Genomic DNA, 12,663 nt, shown 5'->3' with positions numbered 1-12,663 from the left:
GTCTATTCTCCGGTCGCGATCTGGGGTGGCATCGAGGTCGGACGCTGGCCGCCCTGGCCCTCGAGATGGCGGTTCTGCTGCAGCCAGAGCTGGCGATAGATCGCGCAACGTTCAAGAAGTTCGTGATGCGGCCCGAGATCGACCACCTTGCCGCGCTCGAGGACCAGGATCGCGTCGCACTCGGTGAGCGACGACAGGCGGTGCGAAACGATCACCATCGTCCGCCCGCGCGCGATGCGCAGCAGATTGGCGTTGACCAGCGCCTCGCTTTCAGGGTCGAGCGCGCTGGTCGCCTCGTCGAGGATCAGGATGCGCGGGTCGTTGATCAGGGCGCGGGCGATCGCGAGACGTTGGCGCTGGCCGCCCGAGAGATTGGCCGACCCCTCCTCGATGAAGGTCTCGTAACCCTGCGGCAGACGCTCGACGAATTCCTCGGCGCCGGCGAGGCGCGCCGCCCGCACCGCGTCCTCGAGCGTGAGGCCGGGGCGGCCGGCGATGATGTTTTCGCGCACCGTGCCGCGGAACAGGAAATTATCCTGCATCACCACGCCAAAGCTCCGCCGCAGATAGGAGAGATTGATTTCGCGGAGATCGACGCCGTCGATCTTCACATAGCCCTCATACTCTCGGTTGATGCCCTGGAGCAGGCGGGTGATGGTCGATTTGCCCGAGCCGCTCTTGCCGACGACGCCGAGCATGGTGCCGGCGGGGACGCTGAAGGAGACGCCCTCGAGGGCCTTGGTTTTCGAGCCGGGATAGGCGAAATCGACTTTCTCGAAGCTGATCGCGCCGGAAAAGCGCGGCCGCAGCCCCTCGCCAGCGTTTTTCATCTCCCCCGGCTGGTTCAACACCATGCCGACCTCGCCGATCGAACTCCGCACCTCCTCCATGTCCTCGATCAGCCGCGCCATGCCGACCAGCGGGGCTGCGACACGCACGCCAAGGAGCATGAAGGCGATCAGCGCGCCGGGATCGACGTTGGCGGCGCCGGTGAGGACGAGATAGGCGCCGACCAGCAGGACACCGCGTTCGATGAAGCGCTCGATCGGGGTCACGATGGTGTTTGGCCAGTTGCCGAGCCTTCCCGCCTCCAGCCGATAACGCGCCGCATTGGCGACCTTGAGATCCCAAAGATCGCGCTGCTGCGGCTCGATCGCGAGGGATTTCACCGTCCGCACGCCGTGCACGCTCTCGACCATCACCGTGCTTTTCTCGATCTCCGCCTGGATCACCTTGGCGATGACGCGGCGCATCGGCGGCAAGAAAATCAGAATGACGATGGCGATCAGAACGGCGCCGGCGAGCACCATCCAGGCCAGCGCCGCGCTCATGTAAAACAGCACCGGCAGCAAGACGAGGAGGGTGAACCCATCGAGGAAGGTGCTGAGCAGCTTCCCGGTCATGAAGTCTCGCACCTTCCAGATCTGCGAGAGCCGGTGGATGGTCTGGCCGGCGGGGTTGCGCTCGAAATAGGAGAGCGGCAAGCCGAGCATGCGGTTGAAGATGTGCAGATTGAGGCGGGTATCGAGTCTTGCCGCGACCACCGCCGTCAATTCGCGTCGGGCGTAGCCGAGGATCGTCTCCCAGATCACCGCAAGACCAAGGATCACCGAGAGCAGCGTGAGGGTGGACATGCTGTGGTGTTGCAGCACCCGGTCGATCACCACCATCACCAGGAGCGGCGGGATGATGGTGAGCAGGCTGAGCGCGATCGAGGCGATGCTGATATCGCGCAGCGCCGCCCGCTCGCGCGCGACGACGCGGGCGATCCAGCCGAGCGTGAACGGCGCCTCTTCCTCGTTGCCACCGCGCTCGGGGCGGATCAGCAACACTTCGCCCGACCAGACGCGCGTCAAGCGCAATTCATCGACCGGTGCCGGATCATCCTCGGCGCCAGCGCGCGGGTCGCGGAGGAAAATCACGTTCCGCCCGGCGTTGGCGCCGACCCAGAGCCCGGCGCTGCCGTCATTGAACAGCACCACCACCGGCGCTGTGCCTTTGAGGCGGACGATCTGGCGCCAGCTCAGCCGCGCCGCCTTGGCCCAGAGCCCAGCGCCACGCGCCCAGGCCGCGAGCTGCGCCGGCGAAGGCGTCTCCTCTGGCGCGAGACGCAGTTCGTCACGGTCGAGGACCACGCCATGATGGCGCGCCGCCGCGATCACCGCGAGCAGCAGGGTCTCGCGCTGATCGTCGGGCGCGCCGGCGGCGCTCGCCGCGCTGGCCGACGCCTCGGCCGGTGCCGGATCGTTGGGCGCGACCGGGGTGGGCTCGGAAGAATGATCGCCCGGCGGATGAGTATCGTCCTGCAATGCCAGCTCCCAATCGCGGCGCATCGGCTCATGCTGCCCTCGGCGCATGACGCCACCGAAATCGCCTTATCACATTTCCCCCGGGATGCCGAGGCCAAATTTAGGGATTGCGTCTTTTTTTTTAGAACACATCAGTAAAATTAATCTTTTGTGTCGCGATATGCGGCGCGGGCCAGGCGATCATTGAGCGCGCATCCGAGCCCGATTTCGGGAATGGTCATCGCGGCGATGCCGGCAAGGCCGCGCCGCCCGCCCTCGGCGTCGAGCGTGCGAAGCCCGGCATAGAGCCGAGCCGCCGCTTCCTCGAGGTTTCGCGTGGCGCTGAGCTGAAACACCAATGCCGCTCCCGGTAGCGGCGGGCCGAAGGCGAGCAGCGCCTCGTCGCCGGCAACCTCGCGCGCCCCGAGCCGCAGCGGCAGCGTTGGCGCGTAATGGCTTTTCAACATGCCGGGAGCCAGCGGCTGCCCCGCGTCGGCAAGCGGCGCCGCGTCCAGCGCGCCGAGGAAGGGGGCGAGGGCTTCGAGGCTGATCCCGCCGGGGCGGAGAAGACGCGGGCGCGCGCCGGTGAGATCGAGCACCGTCGATTCGACCCCGACCGGGCATTCGCCGGCATCGATCACCGCGGCGATCCTGCCTTCGAGTTCGGCGAGGACGTGCGCCGCCGTGGTCGGGCTGACGCGGCCGGAGCGGTTGGCCGAGGGCGCCGCGACCGGGTGGGCGGCGGCGGCGAGCAGCGCCAGGGCGACGGGATGGGCGGGGACGCGCACGGCGAGCGTCGAAAGCCCAGCGCTCACCAAATCGGCGACGACGCTTGTCGCGCGCCGCGGCAGCACCAGCGTCAGCGGCCCGGGCCAGAAGGCCTGCGCCAGGCGTTCGGCGAGTGGGGTTGCGACGACATCGGCGAACGCCGCTGCCGCACTCGCGTAATGCGCGATCAGCGGGTTAAAGCGCGGCCGCCCCTTGGCCGCGAAAATCGCCGCGACCGCGCCGGCATCGGTCGCATCGGCGCCGAGGCCATAGACGGTTTCGGTCGGGAAGGCGACGGTCTCGCTGGCGCACAGGAGGGCTGCGGCACGGGCGATCCCGGCGGCATCGGCGGCAAGGCGTTCGGTCATCGCGGCGCGGCCGCCGGGGCGCGGCCGTGGCAGAAGAACGGCGGGTTGAAAAACCCTGGCTTGCCATAGCGGAGCGGCGCGCCGGCGGCGTCGAGCACGGCGCCGCCGGCCGCTTCCAGCACCGCTTGCGGCGCCGCCGTGTCCCATTCCATGGTTGGCCCGAGGCGGGGATAGAAATCCGCCCGCCCTTCGGCGAGGCGGCAGAATTTCACCGCCGAGCCGAGCTTTTCGATCGCGGCGATCGGTTTGCCGGTGAGCACGGCGGCAAGCGCCGGATCATCGTCATGATGGCGCGAGGCGAGCACCACGAGCCCCTCCGGCGGCGGCGCGCGGGTCGCGATCGGATGCTGCGCGCCGTTTTGCCGCTTCCAGGCGCCGGCGCCGACGATGCCGCCGAACATCTCGCCGCTCGCCGGCACCGCGACCGCGCCGAGGATCGCCGCCCCATCCGCGACGAGGCCGATATTGACGGTGAACGCCGCGTCGCCGGCGGCGAATTCACGGGTGCCATCGAGCGGATCGACCAGCCAGAAGCGCGCGCCAATGGCGGTGATGCGGCCGGCGGCGACTTCTTCCTCGGCGATCACCGGAATCTCTGGGGTGGCGGCGCGGAGCCCGTTGGTGATCAGCGCCTCGGCGGCGCGATCGGCCTCGGTCACCGGGGAGAAATCCTCTTTGCGAGTGACCGCGAAGCCGCGCGCGCGCACCGCGAGGATGAGCCGCGCGGCATCGGCGGCGAGGGCGGCGGCGAGGGCGAGCAGCGCGGGATTATCCATCACCCGCATGTAGGCTGCCCTCTGGCATAGCGGCAAGTGGCTGCTAGACTGCGGCAAAATCACCTGGGGAAGGAGTTCCCGATGCTCGACGTCGTTTTCGCCAAGCCGGCCCTGCCGAAGGCCGGCGGTCTCCTGCTGTTGGTCGCCGAGGATGAGCCGCAAGCCGGGCTTTGGGCGGAGGCCGATGCCGCGACCGGCGGCGCGATCGCGCGGGCGATCGCGGTCGCTGGCTTCAAGGGCGGCAAGGGCCAGACGCTCTCGCTGATTGCGCCCGGCGCCGGGCTCTCGCATCTCGCCCTGGTCGGGCTCGGCAAACGCGCCGAGATCACCCCGCTCGGCGCCGCCGAAGCCGGCGGGCGCGGCCTTGCTCTCCTCACCCAGGCGGAGACGCTGGCGCTCGCCGCGCCCGGGCTCGCGCCCGATCTGCTTGCCGAGGCCGCCCATGGCGCGGTGCTGCGGGGCTATCGCTTCGATCGCTACCGCACCCGTGAAAAGCCGGAGGACAAGCCGAAGCTCGCCCGGCTCAGCGTGCTCGCCGAGGGGCCGGAGAAGGTGAAAACCGCCTATGCACCGCTGGAAGCGCTGGCCGAGGGGGTGTTTTTCACCCGCGATCTGGTGAGCGAGCCGGCCAATGTCCTGACCCCGGCGGAATTCGCCGACCGGGTCGAGAAACTCGGCGAACTCGGCCTGAAAATCGAGGTGTTCGAGCCCAAGGCGCTCGCCAAGCTCGGCTTCGGCGCGCTGCTCGGCGTCGCGCAAGGCAGCGCCAATGAGCCGCGCGTCGTCGCAATCAGCTGGCATGGCAGTGGCGCGCGCAAAAAGGACCAGAAACCGCTCGCCTTCATCGGAAAGGGCGTCACCTTCGATACCGGCGGTATCAGCATCAAGCCCGCCGCCGGCATGGAGGACATGAAATGGGATATGGCCGGCGCCGGCACGGTTGCCGGGCTGATGGCAACGCTGGCGCGGCGCAAGGCCAAGGTGGATGCGATCGGCCTCCTTGGTCTCGTCGAAAACATGCCCTCCGGTACCGCCCAGCGCCCCGGCGACGTGGTGACGAGCCATTCCGGCCAGACCATCGAGGTGATCAATACCGACGCCGAAGGGCGGCTAGTGCTCGCCGATCTGATGTCCTGGTGTCAGGAGGAATTTTCCCCCCGCCTGATGATCGATCTCGCGACCCTTACCGGGGCGATCATCGTCGGGCTCGGCCATGAACATGCGGGTTTGTTCGCCAATGACGACGAACTCGCCAACCGCCTCCTCGAAGCCGGGCGCATGAGCGGCGACAAGCTCTGGCGCATGCCGCTCGCCGAGGCCTATGACCGGCTGATCAAATCCCATATCGCCGACATGAAAAATGTCGGCGGAAGGCCGGCCGGCGCCATCACCGCGGCGCAGTTCCTGCAGCGTTTCGTGCGCAATGGCACGCCCTGGGCGCATCTCGACATCGCCGGGATGGCGTGGTCGGAAAAAGACTCGCCCTTGGCGGCGAAGGGCGCGAGCGGCTTCGGGGTGCGTCTGCTCGATCGGCTGGTTGCGCGGTTTTACGAGGGCTGATGGCCGAGATCGCGTTTTATCACCTGCTCCGCGCCGGCCCCGAACAGGCCTTGCCGGCGCTGCTTGGCCGCACCCTGGCTTTGGGCGAACGCGCCGTCATTCGGGTCGGCAGCGAAGAGCGCCTCGCCGCCCTCGACGATGCGCTGTGGCGCGCCGCCAGCCCCGATTGGCTGCCACACGGGACGAGCGCCTCCGGCAACGCCGATCTTCAGCCGATCTGGCTCACGCTCGCCGACGAAGCGCCGAACGGCGCCGGTTTCCTGTTTCTGATCGACGGCGCCGAAAGCGCCCGGCTTGAGCAATTTACCCGCGTCTTCGATCTTTTCGACGGCAATGACGAGGCGGCGCTGGCCGCGGCGCGGCTGCGGTGGCAGGCATGCAAAGCCGCCGGGCACGCTGTCACCTACTGGCAGCAGGGTGCGCGGGGGTGGGAGAAGAAGGCGTAAGAGCTAGAAAGATCGTTCTTTTTTGAAAAAAAAGAACCAAAAAAACTTTTTTCTCCGTGGGGCAGTGCCTGCGGCACTGCCCGCGCCGAGGCATTGGCAACTCCGAGAAATCGGGACAAACGTCTTTTTGTTTCTTTTTCTTCAGAAAAAGAAGAATCTCTCTAAATCCTGCACACCCGGCGCATGAGAGGCTTGCCATCGCGCCGGTTTCGGTGTTCCTCGACGGCCGGCAAGCGGGAAAGGAAAGATATGGCAGGCAACGTGGGACGCGAGGTTCCGGGGACGATGGTGGAGCGGCTGATCGTCGCCCTCGATCTCGCGAGCATCGCCGAGGCCGAGGCGATGGCGGAGCGGCTCGCGGGCGAGGTGTCGTTTTTCAAGCTCGGGCTTGGCCTGCTCTTTGCCCCTGGCGTCGATGGCCTCATCGCCCGGCTGACGCGGGATGGGCGGCGGCTCTTTCTCGATGCCAAGCTCTATGACATTCCGGAAACCGTGAGCCGCGCCGTCACCATCGCCGCCGCGCGCGGGGCGAGCCTGATCACGGTTCATGGCGATCGGCGGATCATGGCGGCGGCGGTCGCGGCGCGCGGCGCGGCGCCGTTGCAGATCTTCGCGGTCACCGTGCTCACCAGCCTCGATGACGCGGCACTGGCCGAGATGGGGGTGGGGGTTTCGGCGCAGGAATTGGTGCGCCGCCGCGCCCGCGCCGCCGTCGAGGCCGGGTGCGATGGCATCATCGCTGCTGCCGCCGACGATCCCAACGCCATCCGCCGCGCCATCGGCGCCGAGCATCTGCTGATCGCAACCCCCGGCATCCGCCCGGCGGCGAGCAGCGCCGATGATCATCAGCGGCTGGCGACACCGCGGGCGGCGATCGCGCGGGGCGCCGATTATCTCGTCGTCGGTCGCCCGATCGTCGCCGCCCCCGACCCCAGCGCTGCGGCGCGCGCGATCATCGCCGAGATGGCGGCGGCGTGAGCGCGCCCCCTCTCGCCGTGCCCTTCTCGCCCGTGTATAGCTTCCCGTCATGACATGGGTTGATCTCGCGGCGCTCGGCGTGGTGGCGGTCTCGGCCCTGCTCGCCTTTGGGCGCGGCTTCGTGCGCGAGGCGCTCGGCATCGGTGCCTGGGTGGGGGCGGCGGTGCTGGCGACCCATTATTTCGAGCTTGCTCGCCCGCATGTGCGCGAATGGATCCCGGATATCGGCATCGCCGATCCGGTCGCTTTCGCCCTCGTCTTTCTCGCCGGGCTGATCGTGTTTTCGCTGATCGCCGGCACCCTCGCCCGCGTCGTCCGCACCTCGCTCCTCGGCGGGCTCGACCGCACGCTCGGCCTCGTTTTCGGGATCGTGCGCGGTGTCGCGCTGCTGGTCGTCGCCTATATCATCGCTGGGATGCTGCTACCCCCGGAACGCTGGCCTTCGCCGGTTTTGGCGGCGCGCAGCCTTCCCTATATCTCACGCGGCGCGCAATGGGCGATCGGAGAGCTGCCGGCGGAGTTCCGCCCACGCCTTGCGCTGCCGCCGGAGCAGCACGCGCTCGGGATCGAGGATTTGCTGCGCGCCGCCCCCGCCGGCTACGCGCTCGGCGCCCGCGCGGCGCGCGCGGCAGAGGAGACAGGATCGCGATGATGCCGAACCCCCTAGCCCCCCGCGACGCCGACGACGATACCTTGCATGAGGAATGCGGCGTTTTCGGCGTCTGGAACGCAACCGACGCGGCGGCGCTGACCGCGCTCGGCCTGCACGCGCTCCAGCATCGCGGCCAGGAAGCGACCGGCATCGTGAGCTATGACGGCCAGCAATTTCACTCCCATCGCGGGCTCGGCCTGGTCGGCGATAATTTCGGCGACGCCAAGGTGATCGCCGGTCTCCCCGGGCCACATGCGATCGGGCACAACCGCTACGCAACGACCGGCGAGACGGTGCTCCGCAACGTCCAGCCGCTCTATGGCGATTTCGAGTTCGGCGGCCTCGCCGTCGGCCATAACGGCAATCTCACCAATGCCCATAGCCTGCGTCGTGCCCTGGTCCGGCGTGGCTGCCTGTTCCAGTCCACCACCGATTCCGAAGTCTTCGTTCATCTCATCGCGATCAGCCTCTATTCCACCGTCGTCGACCGGCTGATCGACGCGTTGAAACAGGTGGTCGGCGCTTATAGCCTGGTCGCGCTGACCAAGGAGGCGCTGTTTGGCGCGCGCGACCCGCTCGGCGTGCGCCCGCTCATTCTCGGCCGGCTCGGCACTGGCTGGGTGCTGACCAGCGAGAGTTGCGGTCTCGATATCGTCGGCGCCGAATTCGTGCGCGACGTCGAACCCGGCGAGGTGGTGGTGATCGACGATGCCGGCGTCCATTCCATCAAGCCGTTTGGGCGCAACCGCCCGCGTTTTTGTGTTTTTGAATATATTTACTTCGCCCGTCCCGATTCGGTGATGGAAGGGGTGCCGGTCTATGCGGCGCGCAAAGCCATCGGTGTCGAACTCGCGCGCGAAAGCGGGGTCGCGGCCGATGTCGTGGTGCCGGTGCCCGATTCCGGGGTGCCGGCGGCGATGGGATACGCCGAGGAAAGCGGCATCCCGTTCGAACTCGGCATCATCCGCAACCATTATGTCGGCCGCACCTTCATCGAGCCGACCGATCAGATCCGCCATCTCGGCGTGCGGCTCAAACATTCCGCCAATCGCCCGGTGCTTGAAGGCCGGCGCGTGGTGCTGGTCGATGATTCGATCGTGCGCGGCACGACGAGCCGCAAGATCGTCGAAATGGTCCGCGCCGCCGGCGCGCGCGAGGTGCATCTGCGCATCTCCTCGCCGCCGACGACGCATTCCTGCTTTTACGGCATCGATACGCCCGAGCAGAACCAACTCCTCGCTGCCCGCCACGATCTTGCGGCGATGGCGCGGCTGATTGGCGTCGAAAGCCTCGCCTTCATCTCGATCGACGGGCTTTACCGCGCCCTCGGCCGCGACGGGCGCGACGAGACGGCGCCGTATTACTGCGATGCCTGCTTCACCGGCGACTACCCGATCCCGCTCGCCGACCAGATCGACAACGAAAGCCGCCAGCTCAGCTTGCTGGCCGAGCATCATTGATGGCGGATACCGCGCCGGCGCTGCCGCTCGCCGGCCGCATCGCCCTCGTCACCGGGGCGAGCCGCGGCCTCGGCCGCGCCGTCGCTATCCAACTCGCGCGCGCCGGCGCCCATCTGGTGATCACGGCGCGGAGCCAGGGCGGGCTCGAGGAGACCGACGATCTGATCCGCGCCGCAGGCGGGCAGGCGACGCTGCTGCCGCTCGATCTCGAAAATGGCGAGGCGCTCGATGCGCTCGGGCCGAGCCTATTCGAGCGCTTCCGCCGGCTCGATATTTTGGTCCATTGCGCGGCAAGCCTTGGGCGGCTGACCCCGGCGCCGCATATCCTACCCAAGGATTGGGCGGACGTCGTCGCGGTCAATCTCGCGAGCACCTGGCGCTTGATCCGCAGTTGCGGCCCGCTGCTTGCTATCGCCGAGGCCGGGCGGGCGGTGTTCGTCACCGACGATCCCGCCGCAACCCCCCGCGCCTATTGGGGCGCCTATGGCGCGACCAAGGCCGGTGCCGCCAACCTGGTCCGCGCCTGGGCCGCCGAGATCGAGGGTGGGCGGCTCCGCGTCGAACTCTTCAATCCCGGCCCGATGGCAACCCGTCTGCGCGCCGCCGCCATGCCCGGCGAAGACCCCAAAACCCTCCCCCGCCCGGAAACCATCGCGCCACGCTTGGTGGCATTGTGTTTGGCGTGAGTGAGCGTGAGCGGGAATAAATAAAAAATCTTCTTTTGACTTCAGATAAATGAGATCGGGTCAGAGGGTGGCGCTGCCCCGGCTCAATCGGCCATCGTGAGGCCGCCGCTGACGCTCAGCACCTGACCCGTGATATAATCCGACCGGCGCCCGAGGAAAAACATCACCGCCTCCGCGATCTCTTCCGGCTGCGCCACGCGCCGCAGGGGGATGGCGCGGATCAGGGCCTCGCGCATCTTCTCCGGCTGCGCATGAAACAGCGGCGTGTCGGTCGGACCGGGGCAAACGCAGTTCACGGTGATCCGGTTGCGTGCCATCTCGCGCGCCAGCGACTTCGTGAAGGCAATCAGCCCGCCTTTCGCTGCGGCATACACCGTCTCGCCCATGCTGCCGACGCGGCCGGCATCGCTCGCGACGTTGACGATTTTGGCGCGGCCACCGTCGACCATTTTCTCCAGTATCAGGCGTGTCAGGCGAATGGCCCCGAGCAGGTTGATACCCATCACCCGGTCCCAGAACTCCGGCGTATTCTGCAGGAATGGCTGGATGATATCCCACCCGGCGGCATTGACGAGGCCGTCCACGCGTTCCGCCTGCCGTTGCACCGCCTCGGCGAAGCCCGCCACCGAGGCCGGATCGGTCAGCTCCAGAGGCATCCAAGTGACGGCGAGGCCCTGCCCACGCGCTTCCTCTGCCATCGCGCGGCCAGCGGCCTCGTTCACGTCGCCGATGAACACGCGCGCGCCTTCCCTGGCGAGAAGCAGCGCCGTCGCCTTGCCGATGCCAGATGCCCCGCCGGTGAGGACGACAGTGTAATCCTTCATTTCCATTTCTACGCCCCATTACGGTCGGATCGATCAAGAAACCCACGCACGAGCACGCGCGTCCTGTCTTCGTGCAACAGGGCGTGTGTTTGCTCGATCTCCTCGCGGAAGCCGTCTCGTGCCGGATCGGAGGCGGCGGTGATGCATGATTTCGCGGCGGCGACCGCGTGCGCTGGCAGGGCGGCGTAGCGCCGGGCAATCGCGGTTGCCGCCGCGGGAAGTTCGGAGAACGGCGCGCCCCACTGCACCAACCCGAGCCGCTCCGCCTCCGCGCCATCCACCATTTCGGCACCCAGGATCAGCCGCAGCGAAGCCGCGCGGCCGCACAGCCGGGTCAGGCGCTGGGTGCCGCCGGCACCCGGCAGCAGGCCCAGCCGCAACTCCGGCAGGCCGAGCTTTGCCTCCCACGCCGCCACCCGCAGATCGCAAGCAAGCGCAAGCTCCAGCCCGCCCCCCAGCGCCGAACCGCCGATTTCTGCCAATGTCACACGCGGCAACGCCTCGATCCGCGCGAACAGCGCTTGGTAGCCACGGACCGCCGCAAGTTGCGCCGCAACCCCGTCAGCAACCGCGAAGCGCGCCCGCATCTCCTTGAGATCGGCTCCTGCGGCAAAGATCTTGAGGGCGCTGCGCAGATGCAGAACCGACCAGTCCACGCGCGCTTCCAACGCGTCAAGCAGACGGACAAACCCGGCCACCCAGGCATCGCTCATCGCGTTGACCGGTGGTGCATTCATGGTCACGGTGGCGACACCCTCAGTGACAGCGCACGCAAACATGAAATACCCTCCCCGCCCGCGCGATGACGATCGATCTTTGCGCTCAATTTCTCAGCGGGCGGCGGAGCGCGAGGCGGTGGAGCGGCGCAAACCCGCTGCGGTCGAGAAAGCTGAGCAGACCGAATTGGTTCCAATGGGCTTCGGTGCGCAGACTCTCGATGCGCAGCGCGGTGAGATTGATCATCAATTGTGACAACAGCGCCGTCGCCACCCCGTGATGCCCGTGGCGCGGATCGACGCCGATGGTGTCGAGCACGGCTTCCCTTTCGGGATGGCCGAATTCTCCATCATCGACGCGCGCCATGATGAAGCCGGCCGGATGGCCGTCAATCTCGGCCACCAGCGACATTCGCACGGCCGATTCGGTAAACGCTTCCTCGAGCTTGCGCGCGAGGTAGGCGGCGCGGCTCCGACCGGTGATACGGCGGTCGATCTCGATGATCGCCGTAAGATCGGCGCGGTCCATCGAACGGACTGGCAGCCGGTCGTGCGCGAGGGATTGGGAATAGTCGCTGTCGGCGGCGCTGTAATCGGTGTCGTGATCGGCGCGGGGCAGGCGTGCGACTGGCGTGGCGGCGGGCAGGCGCGCGCCACTCGGGCGCGAGAGAACGAGCCGCGTTGCAAGAACGAAGCCGCTGCGCGCGAAAAAGCCGAGAAGGTCGACCTCCATCCAATCGACCTGGGTCGCGAGTTCGCCGACGCCGCGCGCGCGCAAAGCGACGACGAGATGATCGATCAAGGCGCGTCCGATGCCATGCTGGCGGGCGAGCGCGGGGTCAACGCCGATGGCATCGAGCGTCGCTTCGCGCGAGGTCGTGCCAAATTCTTCCTCATAGAGGCGTGCCAGTACGAAACCGATGAGCCGCCCATCACGCTCAGCGGCAAGAGCGACGAAGCCCAACGGATCTTGCGCCGCGTGCGTCAGTCGGCGCGTGAAGAAGCCGCGCCGGCTGCGCCCGGACCGCGCGCGATCGATCGCGATGACGGTCTCGAGATCGCCCCTAGTCAGCGGCCGGATGGCGATGCCCGCGATGGTCGCGGAAGCGGTGGGTGCGATGTCGGCCATGGTCTTTGTTTC

General features: G+C 67.7%; 12 protein-coding genes. 6 read left to right on the top strand and 6 right to left on the bottom strand.

The genetic code is table 11. The features are described 5' to 3' along the window. Nucleotides 1–2 precede the first annotated feature (2 nt). The 3 genes from ACP5M5_RS01975 to cysQ form a co-directional block, all read right to left on the bottom strand. A complete protein-coding gene (locus tag ACP5M5_RS01975) occupies nt 3–2,333 on the bottom strand; it encodes a peptidase domain-containing ABC transporter (protein WP_427935173.1) in 2,331 nt (776 codons plus the stop codon). Between the two features lie 116 nt (nt 2,334–2,449). Further along, a complete protein-coding gene (locus ACP5M5_RS01970; RefSeq protein WP_427935171.1) occupies nt 2,450–3,424 on the bottom strand; it encodes an L-threonylcarbamoyladenylate synthase in 975 nt (324 codons plus the stop codon). Next, complete coding sequence (gene cysQ / locus ACP5M5_RS01965) at nt 3,421–4,200, bottom strand: 3'(2'),5'-bisphosphate nucleotidase CysQ (RefSeq protein ID WP_427935275.1); 780 nt, start codon at nt 4,198–4,200, stop codon at nt 3,421–3,423. Before cysQ ends, ACP5M5_RS01970 begins: the two co-directional genes overlap by 4 nt. Nucleotides 4,201–4,281: 81 nt before the next feature. Between cysQ and ACP5M5_RS01960 the strand changes: the two genes are divergently transcribed. The 6 genes from ACP5M5_RS01960 to ACP5M5_RS01935 all read left to right on the top strand — a co-directional run bounded on the left by ACP5M5_RS01960 (nt 4,282) and on the right by ACP5M5_RS01935 (nt 9,982). After that, a complete protein-coding gene (locus ACP5M5_RS01960; RefSeq protein WP_427935169.1) occupies nt 4,282–5,760 on the top strand; it encodes a leucyl aminopeptidase in 1,479 nt (492 codons plus the stop codon). Beyond that, on the top strand, nt 5,760–6,206 hold the full coding sequence (locus ACP5M5_RS01955; protein WP_427935167.1) for a DNA polymerase III subunit chi: 447 nt from the start codon (nt 5,760–5,762) through the stop codon (nt 6,204–6,206). Before ACP5M5_RS01960 ends, ACP5M5_RS01955 begins: the two co-directional genes overlap by 1 nt. A gap of 249 nt (nt 6,207–6,455) precedes the next feature. Further along, nucleotides 6,456–7,184 carry an orotidine-5'-phosphate decarboxylase gene (pyrF, locus tag ACP5M5_RS01950; RefSeq protein ID WP_427935166.1) on the top strand — a complete coding sequence of 243 codons (729 nt, stop codon included), beginning with the start codon at nt 6,456–6,458 and terminating at the stop codon, nt 7,182–7,184. 49 nt (nt 7,185–7,233) lie between these two features. After that, a complete protein-coding gene (locus ACP5M5_RS01945) occupies nt 7,234–7,836 on the top strand; it encodes a CvpA family protein (RefSeq protein WP_427935165.1) in 603 nt (200 codons plus the stop codon). Further along, nucleotides 7,833–9,296, top strand: a complete 1,464-nt coding sequence (purF, locus tag ACP5M5_RS01940) for an amidophosphoribosyltransferase (RefSeq protein WP_427935164.1) — start codon at nt 7,833–7,835, stop codon at nt 9,294–9,296. Before ACP5M5_RS01945 ends, purF begins: the two co-directional genes overlap by 4 nt. Next, a complete protein-coding gene (locus ACP5M5_RS01935) occupies nt 9,296–9,982 on the top strand; it encodes an SDR family NAD(P)-dependent oxidoreductase (protein ID WP_427935163.1) in 687 nt (228 codons plus the stop codon). The genes purF and ACP5M5_RS01935 overlap by 1 nt, the downstream gene beginning before the upstream one ends. 83 nt (nt 9,983–10,065) lie before the next feature. Here ACP5M5_RS01935 and ACP5M5_RS01930 read toward each other — a convergent pair whose 3' ends face one another. Genes ACP5M5_RS01930 through ACP5M5_RS01920 form a run of 3 tightly spaced genes read right to left on the bottom strand, consistent with a single transcriptional unit; the run spans nt 10,066 to nt 12,651 of the window. Beyond that, nucleotides 10,066–10,812 carry an SDR family NAD(P)-dependent oxidoreductase gene (locus ACP5M5_RS01930; RefSeq protein ID WP_427935162.1) on the bottom strand — a complete coding sequence of 249 codons (747 nt, stop codon included), beginning with the start codon at nt 10,810–10,812 and terminating at the stop codon, nt 10,066–10,068. A 2-nt stretch (nt 10,813–10,814) separates the two neighbouring features. Further along, a complete protein-coding gene (locus tag ACP5M5_RS01925) occupies nt 10,815–11,585 on the bottom strand; it encodes an enoyl-CoA hydratase-related protein (protein ID WP_427935161.1) in 771 nt (256 codons plus the stop codon). Nucleotides 11,586–11,628: 43 nt separating this feature from the next. Next, nucleotides 11,629–12,651: a GNAT family N-acetyltransferase gene (locus ACP5M5_RS01920; RefSeq protein WP_427935160.1), complete on the bottom strand. Its 1,023-nt coding sequence runs from the start codon at nt 12,649–12,651 to the stop codon at nt 11,629–11,631. Nucleotides 12,652–12,663: the final 12 nt, after the last annotated feature.

Origin of the sequence: Acidibrevibacterium sp., from assembly GCF_049965395.1 — a bacterium.
Lineage (GTDB): Bacteria > Pseudomonadota > Alphaproteobacteria > Acetobacterales > Acetobacteraceae > Acidibrevibacterium > Acidibrevibacterium fodinaquatile.
The sequence above is the reverse complement of the archived record's forward strand: the minus strand, read 5'-3'. Positions and strand labels throughout refer to the sequence as shown.

Coding starts and splice junctions, on each gene's coding strand:
- ACP5M5_RS01975 (WP_427935173.1), bottom strand. CDS start 2,333: ATGCGCCGCGATTGGGAGCTGGCATTGCAGGACGATACTCATCCGCCG.
- ACP5M5_RS01955 (WP_427935167.1), top strand. CDS start 5,760: ATGGCCGAGATCGCGTTTTATCACCTGCTCCGCGCCGGCCCCGAACAG.
- purF (WP_427935164.1), top strand. CDS start 7,833: ATGATGCCGAACCCCCTAGCCCCCCGCGACGCCGACGACGATACCTTG.
- ACP5M5_RS01925 (WP_427935161.1), bottom strand. CDS start 11,585: ATGTTTGCGTGCGCTGTCACTGAGGGTGTCGCCACCGTGACCATGAAT.
- cysQ (WP_427935275.1), bottom strand. CDS start 4,200: ATGGATAATCCCGCGCTGCTCGCCCTCGCCGCCGCCCTCGCCGCCGAT.
- ACP5M5_RS01945 (WP_427935165.1), top strand. CDS start 7,234: ATGACATGGGTTGATCTCGCGGCGCTCGGCGTGGTGGCGGTCTCGGCC.
- ACP5M5_RS01970 (WP_427935171.1), bottom strand. CDS start 3,424: ATGACCGAACGCCTTGCCGCCGATGCCGCCGGGATCGCCCGTGCCGCA.
- pyrF (WP_427935166.1), top strand. CDS start 6,456: ATGGCAGGCAACGTGGGACGCGAGGTTCCGGGGACGATGGTGGAGCGG.
- ACP5M5_RS01935 (WP_427935163.1), top strand. CDS start 9,296: ATGGCGGATACCGCGCCGGCGCTGCCGCTCGCCGGCCGCATCGCCCTC.
- ACP5M5_RS01960 (WP_427935169.1), top strand. CDS start 4,282: ATGCTCGACGTCGTTTTCGCCAAGCCGGCCCTGCCGAAGGCCGGCGGT.
- ACP5M5_RS01920 (WP_427935160.1), bottom strand. CDS start 12,651: ATGGCCGACATCGCACCCACCGCTTCCGCGACCATCGCGGGCATCGCC.
- ACP5M5_RS01930 (WP_427935162.1), bottom strand. CDS start 10,812: ATGGAAATGAAGGATTACACTGTCGTCCTCACCGGCGGGGCATCTGGC.